Below are 19,734 nucleotides of genomic sequence, written 5' to 3' on the forward strand. Positions count from 1 at the left end.
GCTTGCCGAGCCAGTCGTCGATCTTCACGTAAAGTGCGGTGAGAAGGGTGTTGATGTCTGTCGTCACAAACAGATCATCGACACCCTTCGTGTTTCGCATTGACAAGTGGCTGTGACAACTAGTCATTCGTACAGGACAGTTGCACACTCCTCGCGCTCAAGGAGTTAGGACTTACTCGTCTAGGGCCGGTGACCGAGCTGCGCGGAGATCCGCGACGCGGAGGTGAGGAGGTCGGCGACGGCTTCCTCGGTGTCCGCCTTGAAGCGCAGCGCCGGCCCGGCCAGGCTGATCACGGCCACCACCCGGGCGTCGTGGTCGAAGATCGGGGCGGCGACCGACGCGGCCCCGGCCTGGCGTTCGCCGAGCGAGGTGGCGTACCCCCGTTTGCGGACCGCGGCCAGGTCCTTGCGCAGCTTGGCCGGGTCGGTGATGGTCTTGTCGGTCACCGCCTCGAGCGGGTGCCGGGCGAGGTAGGCGTCGACCTCGAAGTCCGGCAGGAACGCCAGGAACGCCTTGGACGAGGCGCCGGCATTGAGCGGGAACGGGATGCCGAGGCTCACCTCGAGGCGCAGCTCCTGGTCGGGGACGACCTGGTCGACGTAGAGCCGGGTGTCGCCGCGGCGCAGCGACAGGGTGGCGGTCTCGTGGGTGCGCTCGGACAGGCGCTTGAGCTCGGGCGCGGCCATCGCGCGGACGTCGGTGCGGGCCAGGTACGCCCGGCCGAGGGCGACCGCGGCGTGGCCCAGCGCGTACCGCCGGGTGGCCGGGTCGACGGTGATCAGTTCGCGGCTGCGCAGCGCGGTGAGGATGCGGTGCACGGCCGCCTTGGTGAGACCGAGCGCGGTGGCGATCTCGGTCACCCCGAGGTCGGGCTGGTCGGTGCGGCCGAAGTAGAGCAACACATCCATCGCGCGCTCGACGGCGGCGATGGAACGGGACTGGCCTTCGTCCTCACTTACTGCCACTGCGAAACCCCCACGGAACAGGTACGGAACAAACTTCGCCGAACTCTAGCCTGCCATTTCGCGGTGCGAAACGACGTACCGTTCCGCGGTTGACACGACCAACCAGCGTCGTTACGTTCAGCGTAACGACGTTTCCTAGAGCGAAACAGTCCGCTGGAACGGAGCGCACGAGTGCCGGTCGACAGCACGACCTTCCGATCCGTGCTCGGACAGTGGCCGAGTGGCGTCTGCGTGGTGACCACGGTCGGTCCGCACGGCGTGCACGGGATGACCGCCAGCTCATTCTCCTCCGTCAGCCTCGATCCGCCGCTCGTGTCGGTCTGCCTGGGCAACCATCTGCCCAGCCGGGCGCTGCTGGGCGAGGCGGGCAAGTTCGCCATCAGCTTCCTCGGCAAGGATCAGGCGGACGTCGGCCGCCGGTTCGCCGGGCAGGAGCGCGACGTCAAGAACCGGTTCGCCGGCCTGGACTGGACCACCACCCCGAACGGGTGCCCGGTGCTCAGCGACGCGGTGGCGTGGCTGGACTGCACGGTCGCGCACGCGTACCCGGGCGGCGACCACACCATCTTCGTCGGCGCGGTGACCGACGCGGCCCTGCCCCGGGTCACCGCCCCGCTGCTGTTCCACTCGCGCAACTGGGTCCAGCTCGCCGACCCGCTGCCGTCCGCGGTGAACCTCACCGTCGACGTGGCCGCCGACGACCCGCTCGCCGGCGCGCTGCGGCGGGCCGGGGCCCGAGTGCGCGGCGACGGCCACTGCTTCGAGTTCTCGGCCGGCGACCCGCCCGCACCGGCGGCCGTCCGCGCCGCCAGGGAGTCCGGCGCCACCGTCATCGGGTGGGTGACCGACGCCTTCGATCCCGGCCGCGAGGACGAGGTGCTCGCCGGGGTCTCCGCCCTCGCCGCGCTCGGCTGCGACGAGATCGGCTGCGCCGAGTCGCTCGTCGCGCCGGCCTCGCCGTTGCAGGTCCGCCGGGTGCTCCAGGACGCGGCGGTCCGGGCCCGCCCGGCCGTCCTGCGCGTGCGCCTCTCCGGCGACAACCGTCTCGCCCTGGTCAACGCGCTGGTCGCGATGAAGAGCGGGGTCTCGCACTTCGACGTCGTCGCCCCCGGCTCCGGGTCGTCCGGGCTGCCGCTGGGCGACCTGCTCCACCTGTCCCGCCAACTCGAGGTCGCCGGCCCGCCCGACCTCGCCCACCTCAGGGAGTGACACGATGGCCGACCGACTCATCGGCGAGAAGCTCGTCGACGACATGACCGTCGAGGAGAAGGCCCGGGCCGCCCTCGTCGAGCAGGTGCTGCCGGCGCTGCGGGCCAGGGCCGACCAGGCGGACACCGACGGCGCCTTCCCGCGCGAGCACATCGGCCTGCTGCGCGACGCCGGCCTGATGGGCCTGATCGTCCCCGAGGAGTACGGCGGGCTCGGCGGCACCCTGCGGGACCTGGCCGCCGCCACGTACGCGATGGGCAGCGCCTGCCCGTCCACCGCGCTGGCCTTCTTCTTCCACAACACGTCGGCGTCGCGCGGGCTGCTGCCGCTGGAGGCGATCGAGTCCGGCCTGTTCTCCGCCGAGGAGGCGCCGGTGGTCAGGGCGTTCGCCGAGAAGGTGCTGCGGCTGATGTCCGGCGGCGCCTGGCTCGCCAACTTCGCCAGCGAGTCGGTGAAGTCGAGCGGCGCCAACATCGCGATCGCCACCACCGCCGTGCCGGCTTCCCGCGGGGAGACCGAGGGCTGGGAGCTGACCGGCGAGAAGTCGTTCGGCTGCGCCACCGGCATCGCCGACCACTACCTGGTCACGGCCCGGCTGGACGGCTACGAGACGGCCGACGGGCTGGTCATGTTCCTGGTTCCGCGTGACGCCGAGGGGGTGACCGAGCGGCCGTTCTGGAACGGGCTCGGCATGCGCGGCAGCGCCAACCACGGCATCCGCCTCGACGGGGTGTTCATCCCCCGGGAGGACGCGCTCACCGTACCGGGCGCGTTCGTGAAGATGTTGCAGTGCAGCCGCGGCAGCTTCGTCGGCAACCAGCTGGCCATCACGGCGGTCTACGTGGGCGCGGCGCAGGGCGTCTACGACGACACCCTGGAGCGGCTGACCCGGAGGACGTTCGCCGACACGGGCCGTCCGATCGCCGAGTCGCCCATGCACCAGGTGATCATCGGCGACATGACCGAGAACCTGGAACGGGCCTACCTGTGGCTGCGCCGCCAGCTGCTGCTCGAGACGTGCGAGCCGCCGATCGCCACCAAATCCGAGGTGTACGCGCAGTGGCGCATCGCCAAGGGCAGCATCTGCCAGGCCGCGTTCGACGTGGCGATCGGCGCCCTCAAGGCCTCCGGCACGTCGAACGCGACGATGAACGGCACGGTCGGCCGCACGCTGCGTGACCTGGCGATGGGCCTGGTCATGACGTTCCCGCCGGAGCGCGGCCGCCTGGAGGCCGCCTCGGTGATCACCAGCAACCGGGCCAACGACCTGTTCGCGAGCGTGGCCTCATGACCAAAGACCTGATCAACGGTACGTGGAGAGCGTGCACCACCGCGGTAGGGGTGGATCTGGAGAACCCGGCCACCGGTGAGGTGACCGGCCCGGCGCTCGGCTCGTCCGAGACCGGGGCCGAGGAGGCGCTCGCGGCAGCGGACGCCCTCGGCTCCTGGGACCTGCCCGCCACCGACCGCGCCGAGGTCCTGGACCGGATCGCCGCCGCGGTCGGCGCGGCCGCACCGGAGATCGTCGCGCTGGAGTCGGCGGCCACCGGCGTCCCGATCCGGCAGACCACCGGGCTCGGGATGATCCTGGCCGGCGCGTTCGCCCTGGCCGCCGGGCAGCTCCGGGCCGGCGTCCTGACCTCGACGGCGACCCGTGAGGACGGCCGGGAGGTGCTGGTCGAACGCCTCCCGTGGGGCCCGGCCGCCTGCCTGGTCCCGTGGAATGCGCCGGCTCCGATGGCCGCCCACAAGGTCGCCAGCGCGCTGGCCGCCGGCTGCCCGGTCGTCCTCAAGCCGAGCGAGTACGCGCCGTACGGCACCGAGCGCCTGGCCGCGGTGATCGACACCGTCCTGCGCGACGCCGGCGCCCCGCCCGCCCTGTTCCAGCTGCTGCACGGCGGCGCCGCGGTCGGCTCGCGGATCGTCTCGGATCCGCGGATCCGGGCCGTCTCGTTCACCGGCGGGCTCGGCGGTGGCCGGGCGGTCGCGGCCGCCTGCGCCTACGACATCAAGCCGGTGCAGCTGGAGCTCGGCGGCAACAACGCGCTGATCGCCCTGCCGGACGCCGACGAGGGCGCCGTGGCGCGGGCCGCCGCCGACCTGCTCACCACGCTGAACGGGCAGTGGTGCCGGGCGCTGGGCCGCCTGATCGTCCCGGCCGGCCGCGCGGAGGCCATCGCCGCGCTGGTCATGGCGCGTATCGACGATCTCCGGACCGGCGATCCCGCCGACCCGGCCACCGACTACGGCCCGCTGATCCATTCCGGACACCGCGCCGCCGTGGTCAAGGCTCGCGACGACCTGGGCGGGACCCTCGTCGCGTCCGATCTGACCGGGCCGGGCAACACGCTGGCGCCCGCTCTCGTGATCGGCGCCGACCCCGCGCGCACCACCGGCGAGATCTTCGGGCCGGTCGCCGCGGTGCACACCTATCAGACCGTGGACGAGGCGGTGGCGCTGGCCAACGGCACCCGGTACGGCCTGGAGGGCTACGTCTTCGGCGCCGACGAGGCGGCCGCTCTGGCCGTCGCGAGACGGGTCCGGGCCGGTGAGGTCAAGGTCAACGGGTCGTCGATCATGAGCCTGCATCTGTTCACCCCGCGCCCGGCCTGGGGGATCTCCGGCTACTCGGTGGAGGGCACCGCCGAGACCCTGCTGTTCTTCACCAACCCGCGGGTGGTCGGTGTGGAGAACGGCTTCGCGCTGCACAGCCGGTCATGAGCCACCGCGCCGAGCGGCTTCCCGGCGGGGCGAGGAAGATCCAGACATGACTGCCTCCGCACTGCGCGCGATTCTCGCGTCCGGCCGGGTCACCCACGTGCCCGGCGTCTACGACCCGGTCACCGCGGCGCTCGCCGTGGCGGCCGGTCACCGGGCCGTGCATTTGTCCGGCGCGGCCGTCTCGGCGATCATGCTGGGCCGGCCCGACCTCGGGTTCGTGCACGGCACCCAGATCGCCGACCGGGCCTCCACACTGGTCCCGGCCCTGGACGGTGTTCCGCTGATCGCCGACGCCGACACCGGGTACGGCAACCCGCTGCACGCCGTGTGGACCGCCCTCGCCTACGCCCGGGCCGGGATCGCCGGGCTGCACCTGGAGGACCAGGCCAGCCCGAAACGGTGCGGCCACCTGGCCGGCAAGGAGGTGATCCCGATCGGCGAGGCGGCCGCGAAGATCACCGCCCTGGCCGATCAGGCGCCGCAGATCGTGGTGATCGCCCGCACCGACGCGTACGCGGTGCGCGGGCTCGACGAGACGATCCTGCGCTGCCGGGCGTACGCCGAGGCCGGCGCCGACGCGGTGTTCCCCGAGGGCGTGGACAGCCTGGCGGACCTGACCCGCATCAGCGCCGCGATCCCCGGCGTACCGATCGTCGTCAACCGCAGCGAGGCCGGCGGCGAACGCCCGGCACGGACCGACGCCGAGCTCGCCGCGGCCGGTGTCCGTCTCGTCCTGCACCCGGTGTCCGCGCTGCTCGCCGCCATGCGCGCGGCGTCGCTGGCCTACCGGGCCATCGCCGAGGGCGGCACCGCCGACCCGGTCGACCGGATGCCGTGGGCCGCGTTCACCGCACTGGTCGGCCAGGACGAGGCGCTCGACCTCGACGCCCGCTACGTACCGAAAGGCTTGCAGACGTGAACCGCATCCTGGTCGCCGGCGCCGGGCCGGTCGGTCTCACCGCGGCCCTGGCCCTGGCGCGGCGCGGCTTCGCCGTGACCGTGTGCGAGTCCGGGGACGCGCTGGCCGCCGAGTCCCGCGCCTCCACGTTCCACCCGCCCACCCTGGAGATGCTCGACGATCTCGGCGTCGGCGCGGACCTGCACGAGCGCGGGCTGCGGTCGCCCACGTTCGCCTACCGGGACCGGCGCGAGGGGCTGGTCGCCCTGCTGGACCTGGCGGTTCTCGGTGACGACACCCGTTTTCCGTACCGGTTGCAGTGTGAGCAGTCGAAGCTGACGCCGATCCTGCTGGACCATCTGCTGCGGTACCCCGGCTGCCGGATCGAGTTCGGTTTCCACGTGGCCGGAGTGGCCGAGGACGACGGGGTCACCGTCACCTCCGCCGACGGCCGCGGACTCCACGGTGACTGGCTGATCGGGGCGGACGGCGCGCACTCGTCGACCCGGCGGGCCACCGGCGTCACCTTCGACGGCATCACCTATCCCGAGCGGTTCCTGGTCGCGTCGGTCGACGAGGAACTGCCGGACTGGCTCGACGACCTGGCCTCGGTCAACTACGTGTTCGACCCGGTCGAGTGGTGCGTGCTGCTGCGGACCCCGGACCACTGGCGGGTGCTGCTGCCCACCCCGGCCGAGACACCCGACGAGCAGGAGTACGGACGCCTCGGCTCCCGGCTGCGCGGCGTCTTCGACCCGGGACGGCCGTGGCGGGTCGCGCACGCCAGCATGTACCGCGTCCACCAGCGGGTCGCCACGTCGTTCCGTACCGGGCGGGTCCTGCTCGCCGGCGACGCGGCGCACGTCAACAATCCGCTCGGCGGGCTCGGCATGAACTCCGGCATCCACGACGCCGTCGCCTACGCCGCCGCCATCGCGACCGGTGACGATGCGGCGATCGGGGCGGCCGCCACCGACCGGCGGCGGATCGCCCTGGAGTACGTGCAGAGCGTTTCCCACCAGAACTACGAGCGTCTGCGCGCCACCGACCCGGACGCCCGTGCCGCCCACCTCGACGGCCTGCGCGCCATCGCCGCCGACCCGGCCCGCGCCCGCGAGTCCCTGCTGCGCAGCTCCATGATCACCTCACTGCGGCCGGTCGCCGCGTGACGCCGTCCGGCGCGGCGACGATCGCCCGGGAGAATCCCGCCCGTACCGATGAGATCGTCGGGGTGGTCGCCGAGACGGCGCCGGAGGCGGTCGACGCGATCGTCCGCGAAGCGGACGCCGACCAGCGGAGATGGGCGGCGCGGGCACTCCCGGACCGGCTGGCCGCGCTGGCGCGCGCCGCCGCCGCGATCGAGGACGCGGCGCCCGGGCTGGCCACCCTCCTGGCGCGCGAGTCCGGCAAGGTGGTCGGCGACTGCCGCGGCGAGCTGGGCTTCGCGGTCCGCTATCTGCGGTGGGTGGTCGAGCATGCCCCTTCGGCGTACGCGGACCGCGTGCTCGACGACGACCTGGGACGAATCGTCGAGCAGCGCAAACCGTACGGTGTCGTGGCCGCGGTCACGCCCTGGAACGCGCCGGTGATCCTGGCCATGCTCAAGATCGCGCCGGCGCTGGCAGCCGGGAACGCCGTCGTGGTGAAACCGTCGCCGCTCGCGCCGCTGACCGTCTCCCGGGTGGTGGACCTCTTCGGCGCGCCGGTCCGGGTGGTGCACGGCGGGGCGGACACGGGCGCCGCGCTGGTCGGGCACGAGCTGGTGCGGAAAGTGGCGTTCACCGGTGGCACGGCCGGCGGGCGGGCGGTGGCGGCGCTGGCCGGTGACCGGCTCACCCCGAGTGTCCTGGAGCTCGGCGGCAACGATCCGGCCGTCTTCCTCGACGACGCGCCGTTCACCGACGACGCGATGGACCGGCTGGTGATGGCCAGTTTCGCGACCAGCGGGCAGGTCTGCATGGCGGCGAAACGGATCTACGTGCCGTCGTCACGGCTGTCCGCCTTCGTCGGCGCCTACCTGGCCGCCGCCGACCGGGTCCTGGTCACCGGCGACCCGCTCGCCGACGGGGTGACCATGGGGCCGGTGATCTCGGCCGCCGCCCAGCGGGCCGCGCTCGCCCTGCGCGGCGGCGGAACCGTGCACGACCTCGGCCGGTTCGAGGGGGATCCGGCGAGCGGGTACTTCGTGCGGCCGGCGCTCGTCGTGGAGCCGGACCCGGGGTCGCTGCTGGTCGCCGCGGAGCAGTTCGCGCCGGTGGTGCCGGTGCTCGGCTACTCCGGCGAGGAGTCGGTGCTGGCCGCCGCGAACGCCGGGGAGCTGGGGCTGGGCGCGTCGGTGTGGAGCGCCGACGAGGAACGGGCGTTCGCGTTCGCGCGGCGGTTCGAGGCCGGGTTCACGTTCGTCAACACCCACAACCGCACCGGCATGAGCCTGCGCGCCCCGTTCGGCGGGGTGAAGCGCTCCGGCTGGGGTCGCGAGTACGCCCACGAGGGTCTCGCCGCATACGTCCAGACCTGCGTCATCCACGCCCCGGCCGCGTTCCGGCCGGGCGCCGCGGTGGCCGGGGGCGGGCCGTCGGCGTACCCCGCGGGGTGAGGGGCCGTCCCGGACAGCCGACCCCCTGGACGGTGACCCGCGTCACCACGGTTCACGGACGGCGGTCCCCCATCCGTCTCCCGGTCGCACATCGCGACCAAGGAGGAACAAGCCATGCACGAGATCCTGGTTCTCGGCGCCGGATACGCGGGCCTGATGGCGGCCACCAGCCTGGCCGGCCGCACCGCACGGCGCGACGACGTCCGGATCACGCTGGTGAACGGCGGCGACCGGTTCACCGAACGGCTCCGGCTGCACCAGGTGGCGACCGGGCAGCGGCTCGCCGAGCTCAGCATCCCGGCGGTCCTGGCCGGCACGAACGCCCGCCTGGTCACCGGCTGGGTGACGGCGATCGACCCGGCCGCCCGGACGGTACGGGTCGACGACGAACGGGTGCTCCGCTACGACACGCTGGTCTACGCGCTCGGCGGGGTCGCCGCCACCGGCGCCGTGGCGGGGGCGGACGAGCACGCGTACGCCCTGGACGGCGCGCCGGCCGCCGAGGCGCTGGCCCGCCGTCTGGCGGAGGTGGCCCGGCCGGGCGGCGGTTCGGTGGCCGTGTGCGGCACCGGCCTGACCGGGATCGAGCTGGCCACCGAGATCGCCGAGCGGCACCCCGGCCTGGCGGTCACGCTGCTCGGCACGGCCGCACCCGGCGCCGGTCTGGGCCGGCGCGCGCGGGCGCACCTGGACGGCGCGCTGGCCCGCCTCGGCATCCGGGTGCTGGCCGGCGCCGAGGTGGTCAAGGTGCTCCCGGGCGTGGTGGCGCTGGCCGGCGGCGCGACCGTCGAGGCCGACGTGGTGGTGTGGGCCGCCGGGGTGCGGGTCCCCCCGCTGGCCGCGGCGGCCGGCCTCACGGTGGACGGGTCCGGGCGGATCGTGGTGGACGGCGCCCTGCGCTCGGTGTCGCACCCGGAGATCTATGCGATCGGGGACGCGGCCGCGATCCGGCAGGGGTTCGGCGTCCTGCACGGCACCTGCCAGAGCGGCATGCCGACCGGCGCGCACGCGGCGTGGAACATCGCGCGGGAGCTGGACGGCCGGGAACCGGGCCGGTTCCGGTTCGGCTACCTGCACCTGCCGGTGAGCCTGGGCCGCGGCGACGCGGTCGTCCAGTTCACCCGGCCGGACGGCAGCCCGAAACGGCTGGCGCTGACCGGGCGGGCGGCGGTCTGGTACAAGGAGACCGTGAGCTCGTCTCCCTGGCCGTCCTTCCAGCGCATCCTCCGCAGCCCGGGCGCGGGCCGTCTCGCCTGGCGCCGCGGTGGCCGGCGGACCCGGTGAGCGCGCCGTTCGAGGAGCACCGGAGGCTGCTGTTCGCGGTGGCCTACCGCATTCTCGGCAGCGCGGCCGACGCCGACGACGCGGTCCAGGACAGCTGGCTGAAGTGGTCGGCCGCGGACCGCTCCCGGGTCGCCGACCCGCGGGCCTACCTGGTGCGGATCGTGACGAACGTGTCGATGGACCGGCTGCGGTCGGCCCGGGCGCGACGGGAGTCCTACGTCGGCCCGTGGCTGCCCGAGCCGGTGCCGACCGGCGCCGGCTCCGAGGACGACGCGGTCCGCGCGGAGTCGGTGTCGACCGGGCTGCTGATGCTGCTGGAGAGCCTCAGCCCGCTGGAACGCGCGGTGTTCGTGCTGCGGGAGGCGTTCGCGTTCAGCCATGCCGAGATCGCCGCCGCGGTGGACCGCTCCGAGGAGACGGTACGGCAGGCGGCGTCGCGGGCCCGGGAGCACGTGCGGTCGAACCGGCCGCGGTTCCCAGTCACCGCGTCCCGGCACCGGGCGGTGACCGAACGGTTTCTGGCCGCGGCGGGTGGCGGGGACATCAACACGTTGCTGGAGCTGCTCGCCCCGGACGTCACCCTGTGGACCGACGGTGGCGGCAAGGTGCGCCAGGCGCTGCGGCCGGTCCGCGGGGCGCAGCCGGTGGCGGCCTGGTTCGCGGGCATCATGAGGCGGCCCTACGAGGGGGTCGCGCCGGCCGCGATGACCGCCGAGATCACCGGGCTGAGCGGTGCGCCCGGCGTCGTGATGCGCGGTGGCGGACGGGTCCTGGCGACGCTCACGCTCGACCTCGACGAGCACGGCCGGATCGTCGCCATCCACAACGTGGCCAATCCCGACAAGCTGGGCGCCGTCACCGCCGGAGTCGTGCGCGACCTGCGGTGACGGGCGGCTTTCCGCGATCCCCGGAGCGGAAAGCGCGGCGGCCGGGGGCGGTCAGGGCGTCGTGTAGTCGACGACCGCGCGGGAGACGAGCAGCGGGCGGACCCAGGCGCCGAACTCGCGGTGGGCCGGATGGTCCTGGTAGGCCCGCAGGTCGCCGGCGTCCCGGTGGGTGGTGCGCAGGAACAGATGCCAGGAGACGTCGGTGGCGAGCTCGTCCACCGCCACCTCCAGGGACCGAATCTGCGGAACGACCTCCGCGAGCTCTTCCAAACGCGGCCTGGCCTTGGCAGCATCGCCCGCATCGGAGAACTTCATCAGTACGACATGCGTCAGCATCTTGCATCCCCAAAATCTTTGTCATCGAGATATCTGTTGCGCAGACGGCACCCGAGTGTAAATTTGGGAAACGCCGTTTCGCTAGGGGGAACCGGATGCCCGGTGTCGCAGTGCCCAATGCCGCAGTGCCCGACGCCGCGGCGCCGACCATGGTCCGTGTCGCCGCCGCCCAGATCGAAGCCGGCCAGGACGAAGCCGCGAATCTCGCCGCCTGCCTGCGGGTCATCGACGCCGCGGCCGGGCAGCGGGCGCAGCTCGTGGTGCTGCCCGAGTTCTGCAACCATCTGTCCTGGTACGCGTCTCGCGCCCAGGCACACGAGCGGGCCACCCGGCCGGGCGACGCGTTCCTGACCGCCGTCGGCGAGCGGGCCCGCCGGCACGGCATCTGGATCAAGATCAATGTCACGCACGCCCACCCGGACGGGACCACCGGCGGCACCAACTTCCTGTTCGACCCGGCCGGCGCGGTGGCCGGCACCTGCGACAAACAGACCCTGATGGGCGCCGAGAACGACTTCCTGGAGCCGGGCGCCACGGTCGGGCCGGTGCTGGCGACCCCGCTCGGGCGGATCGGGATGTACGCCTGCATGGAAGGCGTCATCAACGAGGTCGCCCGCGGGCTGGCGCTGCGCGGCGCACAGGTGCTGCTCAACAGTCTGAACAGCTTCGCCCTGGACGAGGCCGACCTGCACATCCCGGTCCGCGCGGCGGAGAACAAGGTGTGGGTGGTCGCCGCCAACAAGGTCGGGCCACTGCTGCCGCGCGAGGAGCTGCCCGCGATCGCCGCGCGTCTCGGGGTGCCGCCGGAGTGGCTGCACGGGGCCGGCGAGTCGCAGATCGTGGCGCCGGACGGCACGGTGGTCGCGAAGGCGCCGCGCACCGGCGAGGCCGTGGTGGTCGCCGACATCGACCCGGCGCTGGCCGACGACAAACGGCGGCCGGACGGGACGGACATCTTCGCCACCCGGCGCCCCCATCTGTACGGGCCGATCGGTGAGCCGCCGGCCGGACGCCGCCGCCCGCCCGGGGCGCCGGTGCTGCACACGGCGGTGGTCCGCGATCCGGCGCTCCTGCGCGACGCCGTCGACAAGGGCGCCCGGCTGGTGGTGATGCCGCAGTCGGCCGGTGATCCGGCGGCGCTCGCCGCGGCGCTCGACGGCACCGATGCCCACGTCGTCACCACCGCACTGGAGGACGGCGTCCCGACCGGCCTGTTGATCTCCCGGGACGGCGTCGTGGCGCGTCAGCCCCGCCTGCACGACCGCCCCGGCGAACCCAGCGCGGCCGGCGGAAGCGGCGCGGCCGGCGGAATCGGCGCGGCCGGCGGAATCGGCGCGGTCGGTGGGCCTGGTGTGGGGATCGTTCCGATCGATCTGGAGTGGGGCCGGCTGGCGATCATCGCCGGGGAGGACGCGCTCTATCCGGAGACGTTTCGGCTGGCCGCGTTGCTGGACACGGATGTCGTGGCGGTCCCCTACGCGGCCCAGGAGGACTGGGAGCTCGCTCTCGGCCTACCGGAGCGGGCCGCCGAGAACCGGCTCAACCTGGTCGTCGCCACCCCGATCGGCCAGCCCGCCGCGATCTTCGCGATGACCCCGGACTTCACCCTCTGGACGAAGTGGGAGGGGCCGTTCACCGGCCGGATCTCCACGCCGGTCCGTACCGACATCCCGGCCGGCGAGCCGATCGGCGCGGCCGACGTCGCTCCGGCACAGGCCGCGAACCGTCTGGTCTCACGCAACACCGATCTCGTCGACGGCCGTCCCTGGCGCCTGGTCGACGCATTGATCCGTTAACGACGCATTGACTTCATACACACATTGACTTGACACAACGCATTGATTCGATATCGAAGGGTGCACATAGTGGCCGAGACGATCCAGCATGTAGAGGACATGGTCGACAACTCGCCGGCCATCGACGTGCACGACACGTTCAACTTCTACCGGCAGCTCCTCGCCGATCTGAAGGCGAAGATCGACGCCCGGTTCGAGTTGAGGCGTGACCCGTCCACCCTGGGCCTCCAGACGTACGGCAGCTACCCGGACGGCCCGGGCGGCTCCCTGGAGGCGTACTCCGGGCCGGAGATCGACTGGCTGGTCCACTCGTGGATCGGCAACCCGGGTGCCAGCTTCGCCAACCTGCACCTGACCGCTTGGCTCGGCCCGCAGGTCAAGGTGCCGCACCTGGGCATCGCGCTGCTGGTGTGGCCGGGCGGCTGGTTCTACTTCGACTCGGTGCCGCGGACCAATCTGGTCGAGGACGGCGAGTACTACGACAAGTACTACGAGCCGGTCAACGAGGAGTGGCTGGAGCTGCGGGGCGACCCGGAGTTCGACTACTTCGTGAGCCGGGCCGGGTTCATCCGGGCGAGCCTGTCGCCGACCGCGTACTGCTTCTCGTTCGAGCGTTCGCAGCGCAATCTCGACATCGTGGCGGCCCGGGCGCACGCGCACGTGGACCGCTGGCTGCGCTGGGTCGATGAGGCCGAACCGGTGCCGGCGGAGGAGCGGGCGGCACTGGCCGCGACCGACGAGACGATCCGCCGCAACATCGCCGAACGGGACCCGGCGAACGTGATGGGGGTCCGGTTCTTCGGCGAGGAGACCACGAACAAGCTGGTCCGCGCCCTCTGGGGCGGCGACCGTGAGCTGCCGCGGCCCGGAACGCCGGAAACGGCGACCGGGAAACAGGCGACCACGGAAGGGGTGGCCGAGGAAACAGCGGTCCAGGAAACAGCGACCGGGAAACAGGCGACCACGGGAACGGCGGTGGGGTGATGGGCGTCCGGTCGGTCTGGTGGGCCGCTGCGATTCCCGGCGCGGACAAGCCGTTCGACACCGCGCATCTGCGGGTCTTCTACCCGTCGAAGCCGACCGGGTCGGACGCGGAACGGCTGTCCGGTGTCTTCCCCGCCGATCCGGCGCACGCCCCGTACCCCGTGGTGTTGATCGTCTCCGGGGTGAACGTCGGCCAGGAGGCCTATCGCTGGCTGGCGGTCGAACTCGCCTCGCGCGGTTTCGTGGCCGTCACCTACGACTGGGTGGGTGAGCTGTTCGGCGGCTTGAAGGGCATCACCCCGGGCGTCGAACTGGCGGCCGCGAAGCCGGAAACCTACGGCACGCGCGCCACCACGCCGTCGGTGCCCGCGGTGCTGGAGGCGCTGGCGACCATGACAGGCCCGACCGAGGGATTGCTCGACATGCGAAATGTCGGGCTGATCGGGCATTCGGCGGGCGGCACCGTCATCCTCCAGAGTGCCCGCTTCTTCCCGCAGGTGAGAGCAGTGGCGGCCTACGGCACGCACACCATGGTCGCGACGATGCTGGGCTGGCCGGCCGGCACGGTTCTCCCGGCTCAGGTGGACTGCCCGGTGCTGCTGATGAACGGCGAGAACGACGGCGTCATCAACGGCTCGGCGGACCGGTACGGCGAGGATGCCGCGACCAGGCGGGATCCGATCAGCCGCACCTTCGACGAGGCCCTGCCCCCGGCGGACGGCGCGAACGTGCAGGTCACCTTCGCCGGGGCGAACCACTTCGGGATCGTGCACCCGGTCGACGGCACCGCCGCCCGTGCGTTTCTCGACGCCGAGGCCACCACCGATCCGGCGGCCACCCGTGCCGCCCTCGTGGACGTCACCGCGGCGTTCCTCGACATCCACCTGCGCGGCGCCTCCGGTGACGTGCTCGACAAGGCTCTCCAGAATCCCGACATCGCCGGCATCCGGCGGAGGTGACAGCCATGCTCAAGAACTTCTGGTACGCGGTGGAGTTCTCCGACCGGGTGACCACCAAGCCGGAGCGGATCACGGTCCTCGGGCAGTACCTGGTGATCTACCGGACGCCCAGGCAGGGACGGGTCGTCGCGCTGAGCGATCTGTGTGTGCACCGGGGGGCCGCGCTCTCCGGTGGATGGCTCGACGACGACAGGATCGTGTGCCCGTACCACGGCTGGGAGTACGAGCCGGACGGCGCCTGCGTCAAGATCCCGGCGAACCTGCCGGGGCGGGGCATTCCCCGGAAGGCACGGGTGGATTCGTACCCCGTACAGGAGAAATATGGTTTTGTCTGGGTCTTCATGGGCGATCTCCCGGAGGAGGAGCGCCCGCCGATGCCGGTGTGGCCGGAATTCGACGACCTGGTGGAGAACGGCGGCAGGTTCCGCACGGTGACCGGCGAGTTCCTGTGGAAGGCCAACTACGAGCGGATTCTGGAGAACGGCTGCGACATCGCGCACGCGCCGTTCGTGCACGCCGGCCGTTTCGGTAACCCGGACATGCCGCAGGTGCCGGACTACGAGGTGGAGCATCCGGACGAGTGGTCGGCGTTCGCGACGGTGGATCTGCACCCGCCGAAGCCGAGCGGCCTGTGGGGGAAGTTCGGCCGGCTGATCGGCAACGATCTGAAGAAGCGGCCGCCGGTCACCACGTCGGCCGGCTGGATGCTGCCGAACATGATCAAGCTGCACGTGCGGCTGCCGATCGGCGACATGATCATCTACGACACGAACATCCCGATCGACGAGACGACCACGCTGGTCAAGTGGGTCGCGCTGCGCACGTTCTTCACCGGGAAATGGGCCAACCGGGACGCCGTCAACCGGACGATGCGGATCTTCTACGAGGACGCGGCGGTGGTCGACAAGGTGCGGCCCGAGCTGCTGCCCTTCGATCTCGGCGCCGAGCTGCACATCAGGAGCGACATCATCGCGGTCGAGTACCGCCGCCGGCGCCAGGAGCTGGCCGACAAGGGCTGGCTGCTGAACGAGGAGGACTTCATCACCGGTGACGTGCCGAAACGCACCGCCACGGTGATTCCCTCGCCGGCCCGCCGGGAGAACCCGGAGCTGTCCCGCGCCTGGGTGCACAAGGCCCGTGGCGAGCACCCGACCGTCGCCGCCGCCCGCCTGATGGGCGCCGATCCCGAAGAGGAAACCACGTGAGCCTGCCCGCCGCCCTCTCCGACACGACGCTCGAGAAGATCCTCGCCCGTTTCGCGGTCTCCCTCGCCGAGGACCGCGACCTCACCTCGCCCATGAGCCCGGACCCGGTCGGCGGGATCACAATCTTCCGGGGTACGGGCACCGTCGTCAAAGTCGTGAACGTGTCGCTGGTCGTACCGATGATCGGTTTGGACAGTCACATGATCTTCGCGTTCACCGCCCCCGACTCGGGCGTGCCGCACTTCACGCTGGACTCGGTGGCCAATGGCGAGAACTACGCGTTCCACCTGGATCTGATCCCCCGGATCGATCTGGCCACGTCGCTGGACTACCTGGATTCCGTGTACGAGCCGCTGACCGCTCTGTATCAGGAAGTGCGCGGCCGCGAGGGTCTCACGCCGGCCCACCTCACGCCCCGCCAGTACGCCCTGATGTCGCCGTGGATGCTGGTGAACCGGGCGACCGCGGCGGCCTTCGAGGGCATCGGCGACGCGGTCGACGCCTACCTGTCGCACTGGGCCGCGCTGGTCGAGAGCGGTGTGAAGGCCGAGGGCACCGCCGCTCGGGACGCCGCCCACCGCGAGCTGCTGTTCAGCCCCGAGATCGACCCGGTGTGGAAGCAGACGGTCCGTCTCCTCGGCGAGGAGCAGAGCGAATCGGTACGCCGGGCGCTGGTGAGCAATGACTGAGCCGTCCACCTGGCAGAAACGCATCGCCGGCGAGTGGCACGGGCGGCCGTCGCTGTTCGACCACAACGGCACGTGGTGCGGGTTCGAGGAGATCCGGCGGTCGTCGGACTTCGTGGACGGCGTCACCACGTACCGGATGGATGGTGGTCTGATCGGTGGCGGCCCGCTGGCCGGGCAGTTCCGGCTGGGCGCGCCGTTCTCGTTCGGCGTCGTCGATTCGGACGCCGACCGGGTCTACACCGGGCCGGACTTCTTCGGGACCGGGCAGCCGTACGGGTCCTTCGTCGACTCGCACTACTACGGTCCCGGCTGGCAGGTCGACCTCAACACCTGGAACCAGGTGCTACCGGACGGCGAGACGCAGGTCTACTCGTCGGTGCTCTACCAGGGGTGGGCCGTGGTGGGCTGCTTCAACGGCCTCTACACGCGGGTCTCGGACCGGGTCGAGTCCCTGATCGAGGCGGAGACCCGCAACGGCTCGGTGCCGTACATCCTGCCGACCAAGCAGGCCGGCGCGTTCACCGGCGAGCTGGAGCTGTGGGGCGCCGACCAGAAGCTGCGCGGCACGGTGTCGGCGTCGATCGGGCTGGAGCCGGTCGACCTGCTCCGCACCCGGCGGACGGTGTCCTGGCGGGGCGCCGGCCTGGACCGGGTGTTCACCGTCGAGACCCGGCGCGACGGCAACCGGCTGTTCTTCGAGGGGCCGCGGGCGTGGGGCAACGCGATCGGGTTCGGGCGGGCGTCGTTCCAGTCGCTGCACTTCACCGACGTGTGGAAGGTCAGGGCGCGGGAGTTCTCGATCGACGCCGAGCCCGGGATGTCGGCCGGTAGGCGGCTGGCGGTCGTCTACGAGCTGTTCCACGGCGGCAACCTGGACTCGGTGCTGCACGGTCTCCTGGAGTGGACCTCATGACCGTCGTGGTGGTCACGGGTGGGACGCGCGGGATCGGGCAGGGGCTGGTCCGGGCGTTCCTCGATCAGGGCGCGTCTGTCGCCTACTGCGGACGGACGGTCCCCCCGGATGGACCGGCTGAGGCGCTCGCTGTGGCCGCTGACGTGACAGATCGGGCAGATGTCCGAAAACTCTGGGATGCCGCGGTCGACAAATTCGGAAAAGTCGATATCTGGGTCAATAATGCCGGGATCTCCCATTCACGGCGTCCGCTGTGGGACCTTCCACCGGCGGAGATCGATGCGGTCGTCGGGCTCAACCTCCACGGCACCCTGCACGCCAGTGCGGTCGTCCTCGAAGCGATGCTCGCCCAGGGGCACGGCGCACTGTGGAACATGGAGGGGCTCGGCTCGAACGGGCAGATCGTGCCCGGCCTGACGCCGTACGGCGCGACCAAGCGGGCCCTCACCTACGCCACCCTGGCGATGGCCAAGGAGCTGAAGGGCACCCCGGTCAAGGTGGGCCTGCTCTCCCCCGGCATGGTCGTCACCGACCTGCTCGTCCAGGACTACGACCCGGCCGAACTGGAGAAGGCCAAGAAGATCTTCAACATCCTGGCCGACCGGGTCGAGACGGTCACCCCCTGGCTCGCCGCGAAGGTGCTGGCCGGCACGAGGAACGGCGGCCGGGTCGCCTGGCTCACCGGACCGAAGGCCGCCTACCGGTTCGCCACCGCCGGATTCCGCAAGCGTGACCTCTTCGGGGACGCTTGATGGACTATCCGATCATCCTCGCGATCGAGGACTTCGTACCGGTGATCTTCGGGACCGTGGGGTTCGCCCTGCTCGCCCGGACCGCGCCGGTGGAGCCCGCACGGACGGCCGGCCTCGCCGGCGCCGTGCTCATCGGCGCCGGCGGCATCGCCAAATGCGTCTGGAAACTCGGCTATTCGGCCGGCGCCGGCGACTGGAAGCCGCTCGAACAGTCGCTGTTCCCGCTGATGGCGGCCGGCGCCGTGCTGCTGTCCTGGTCACTGGCCGTCACCGTACGCCGGGGCAGGCCGACCCGGTCCTGGCCGTTCGGGCTGGCCTTCGGGCTGTGCGTGGCCGGATCGGTGCCGGCCGGCAGCCTCGACCCGCTCTTCGTCGCCGCCACGCTGGGCGTGACCGCGGTCAGTGTGCTCGGCGCGATCGTCGCGGGCCGCCACCGGCAGTGGTGGGCGGTGTCCCTCTACGCGCTCGGCCTGGTCCTGGTGACGGGCCTGGTGCCGCTGCGGTCGTCCGGCGACCATCACACCCTCGCCTTCCAATGGCTCGAACAGTCGATCAACACCGCCGCGCAGGGCTGCCTCCTCATCGCCGCGTGGCTCACCCTTCGCGCCACCCGTCCCGCACCGATCGGAGCCCGGAGATGACCGACGCCCTCGGCTGGCGCCGCAAGTTCGGCGTCATCGCCCCGTCCACCAACACGATCGTCGAGCCCGACTTCTACGCGATGGCCGTACCCGGCGTGACCTCGCACTTCTCCCGCATCCACATCCGCAACCAGAACCTGTCCGACGACGCCGAGTTCGAGAACCTGCTGGTCCAGATCCGCGCCGAGATCGGATTCGCCTGTGAACGGGTGCTCACCTGCGAACCGGACTACATGGTGATGGGCATGTCCGCCGAGACGTTCTGGGGCGGCGTCGAGGGCAACCGCGAATTCGTGGCCCAGATCAGGGAGATCACCGGCCTGGACGTGGCCACCGGCGCCGAGGCGTGCGAGCGCGCCCTCACGCTCTACGGCGCCCGCAAGATCGGCGTGGTCACCCCCTACCAGCCGGTCGGCGACGCGAACGTGGTCCGCTTCTTCGGCGAGATCGGCTTCGAGGTCACCGCCATCGAGGGTTTGAAATGCCCCACCGCGGTCTCCATCGCCCACGTGACCGAGGACGAACTGCGCGCCGCCATCCTCACGGTCAACACCCCCGACGTCGACGCCATCGTCCAGTGCGGCACCAACCTCTCCATGATCCGCCTGGCCGACGAGGCCGAACGCTGGCTGGGCAAACCGGTGATCGCCATCAACGCGGCCACCTGGTGGATGGCCCTCCGGGAGAACAACATCAACGACAAGGTGTACGGCGCGGGCTCCCTGCTCCGCGACCACTGACCGCACCGCCCGCCCGGCTCCCGGGGTCGAGGTCCGCGTTCCGCTTCCGGCTTTCCTTTCCGGTACGCGCGACCTTGCCCCGTCCGGTTCAGGGCCGTTCCGCCCCGCCGCGCGATCTCACTGCCCACTCCGGCCCGTGCCGCGCCCGCCGGGCGCAG

The 19,734-nt window shown here is 71.9% G+C and carries 19 protein-coding genes; 17 read left to right on the forward strand and 2 right to left on the reverse strand.

Going from position 1 to position 19,734, the window contains the following annotated elements; genetic code table 11:
* Positions 1 to 180 precede the first annotated feature (180 nt).
* Entirely contained in the window at positions 181 to 966 is a 786-nt protein-coding gene (locus J5X75_RS39445) for an IclR family transcriptional regulator (RefSeq protein ID WP_208472830.1), read from the reverse strand.
* 201 nt (positions 967 to 1,167) lie between these two features.
* Here J5X75_RS39445 and J5X75_RS39450 point away from each other — a divergent pair, with 201 nt between their 5' ends.
* The 8 genes from J5X75_RS39450 (at position 1,168) to J5X75_RS39485 (ending at position 10,561) form a co-directional block, all read left to right on the forward strand.
* A complete protein-coding gene (locus J5X75_RS39450) occupies positions 1,168 to 2,175 on the forward strand; it encodes a flavin reductase (RefSeq protein ID WP_208472831.1) in 1,008 nt (335 codons plus the stop codon).
* Between the two features lie 4 nt (positions 2,176 to 2,179).
* Positions 2,180 to 3,466, forward strand: a complete 1,287-nt coding sequence (locus tag J5X75_RS39455) for an acyl-CoA dehydrogenase family protein (protein WP_208472832.1) — start codon at positions 2,180 to 2,182, stop codon at positions 3,464 to 3,466.
* On the forward strand, positions 3,463 to 4,896 hold the full coding sequence (locus tag J5X75_RS39460; protein ID WP_208472833.1) for an aldehyde dehydrogenase family protein: 1,434 nt from the start codon (positions 3,463 to 3,465) through the stop codon (positions 4,894 to 4,896). Before J5X75_RS39455 ends, J5X75_RS39460 begins: the two co-directional genes overlap by 4 nt.
* Before the next feature lie 46 nt (positions 4,897 to 4,942).
* The gene (locus J5X75_RS39465) at positions 4,943 to 5,815 is read left to right on the forward strand and encodes an isocitrate lyase/PEP mutase family protein (RefSeq protein WP_208472834.1); all 873 of its coding nucleotides are present in this window, start codon (positions 4,943 to 4,945) and stop codon (positions 5,813 to 5,815) included.
* Positions 5,812 to 6,963, forward strand: coding sequence for an FAD-dependent oxidoreductase (locus tag J5X75_RS39470; RefSeq protein WP_208472835.1), 1,152 nt, complete (start codon positions 5,812 to 5,814; stop codon positions 6,961 to 6,963). The genes J5X75_RS39465 and J5X75_RS39470 overlap by 4 nt, the downstream gene beginning before the upstream one ends.
* A complete protein-coding gene (locus J5X75_RS39475; protein ID WP_208472836.1) occupies positions 6,960 to 8,390 on the forward strand; it encodes an aldehyde dehydrogenase family protein in 1,431 nt (476 codons plus the stop codon). Before J5X75_RS39470 ends, J5X75_RS39475 begins: the two co-directional genes overlap by 4 nt.
* Before the next feature lie 114 nt (positions 8,391 to 8,504).
* On the forward strand, positions 8,505 to 9,674 hold the full coding sequence (locus J5X75_RS39480) for an NAD(P)/FAD-dependent oxidoreductase (RefSeq protein ID WP_208472837.1): 1,170 nt from the start codon (positions 8,505 to 8,507) through the stop codon (positions 9,672 to 9,674).
* Positions 9,671 to 10,561, forward strand: a complete 891-nt coding sequence (locus J5X75_RS39485; protein WP_208472838.1) for an RNA polymerase sigma-70 factor — start codon at positions 9,671 to 9,673, stop codon at positions 10,559 to 10,561. Before J5X75_RS39480 ends, J5X75_RS39485 begins: the two co-directional genes overlap by 4 nt.
* 51 nt (positions 10,562 to 10,612) lie before the next feature.
* Here J5X75_RS39485 and J5X75_RS39490 read toward each other — a convergent pair whose 3' ends face one another.
* The gene (locus J5X75_RS39490; RefSeq protein WP_208472839.1) at positions 10,613 to 10,897 is read right to left on the reverse strand and encodes a Dabb family protein; all 285 of its coding nucleotides are present in this window, start codon (positions 10,895 to 10,897) and stop codon (positions 10,613 to 10,615) included.
* 110 nt (positions 10,898 to 11,007) lie between these two features.
* Here J5X75_RS39490 and J5X75_RS39495 point away from each other — a divergent pair, with 110 nt between their 5' ends.
* From J5X75_RS39495 to J5X75_RS39535, 9 genes are all read left to right on the forward strand, one after another.
* Entirely contained in the window at positions 11,008 to 12,693 is a 1,686-nt protein-coding gene (locus tag J5X75_RS39495; RefSeq protein WP_307798563.1) for a nitrilase-related carbon-nitrogen hydrolase, read from the forward strand.
* A 69-nt stretch (positions 12,694 to 12,762) separates the two neighbouring features.
* Entirely contained in the window at positions 12,763 to 13,677 is a 915-nt protein-coding gene (locus J5X75_RS39500; protein ID WP_208472840.1) for an oxidoreductase, read from the forward strand.
* A complete protein-coding gene (locus tag J5X75_RS39505; RefSeq protein ID WP_238490784.1) occupies positions 13,677 to 14,636 on the forward strand; it encodes an alpha/beta hydrolase family protein in 960 nt (319 codons plus the stop codon). The genes J5X75_RS39500 and J5X75_RS39505 overlap by 1 nt, the downstream gene beginning before the upstream one ends.
* A 5-nt stretch (positions 14,637 to 14,641) precedes the next feature.
* Entirely contained in the window at positions 14,642 to 15,841 is a 1,200-nt protein-coding gene (locus tag J5X75_RS39510; protein WP_208472842.1) for an aromatic ring-hydroxylating dioxygenase subunit alpha, read from the forward strand.
* On the forward strand, positions 15,838 to 16,530 hold the full coding sequence (locus J5X75_RS39515; protein ID WP_208472843.1) for a hypothetical protein: 693 nt from the start codon (positions 15,838 to 15,840) through the stop codon (positions 16,528 to 16,530). The genes J5X75_RS39510 and J5X75_RS39515 overlap by 4 nt, the downstream gene beginning before the upstream one ends.
* Positions 16,523 to 17,443 carry a hypothetical protein gene (locus tag J5X75_RS39520; protein ID WP_208472844.1) on the forward strand — a complete coding sequence of 307 codons (921 nt, stop codon included), beginning with the start codon at positions 16,523 to 16,525 and terminating at the stop codon, positions 17,441 to 17,443. Before J5X75_RS39515 ends, J5X75_RS39520 begins: the two co-directional genes overlap by 8 nt.
* Entirely contained in the window at positions 17,440 to 18,195 is a 756-nt protein-coding gene (locus tag J5X75_RS39525; RefSeq protein ID WP_208472845.1) for an SDR family oxidoreductase, read from the forward strand. The genes J5X75_RS39520 and J5X75_RS39525 overlap by 4 nt, the downstream gene beginning before the upstream one ends.
* On the forward strand, positions 18,195 to 18,836 hold the full coding sequence (locus tag J5X75_RS39530) for a hypothetical protein (RefSeq protein WP_208472846.1): 642 nt from the start codon (positions 18,195 to 18,197) through the stop codon (positions 18,834 to 18,836). Before J5X75_RS39525 ends, J5X75_RS39530 begins: the two co-directional genes overlap by 1 nt.
* Positions 18,833 to 19,576, forward strand: coding sequence for a maleate cis-trans isomerase family protein (locus J5X75_RS39535; protein ID WP_208472847.1), 744 nt, complete (start codon positions 18,833 to 18,835; stop codon positions 19,574 to 19,576). The genes J5X75_RS39530 and J5X75_RS39535 overlap by 4 nt, the downstream gene beginning before the upstream one ends.
* The last annotated feature ends 158 nt before the right edge of the window (positions 19,577 to 19,734 follow it).

This window comes from Actinoplanes flavus (assembly GCF_017592555.1).
Classification (GTDB): domain Bacteria; phylum Actinomycetota; class Actinomycetes; order Mycobacteriales; family Micromonosporaceae; genus Actinoplanes; species Actinoplanes flavus.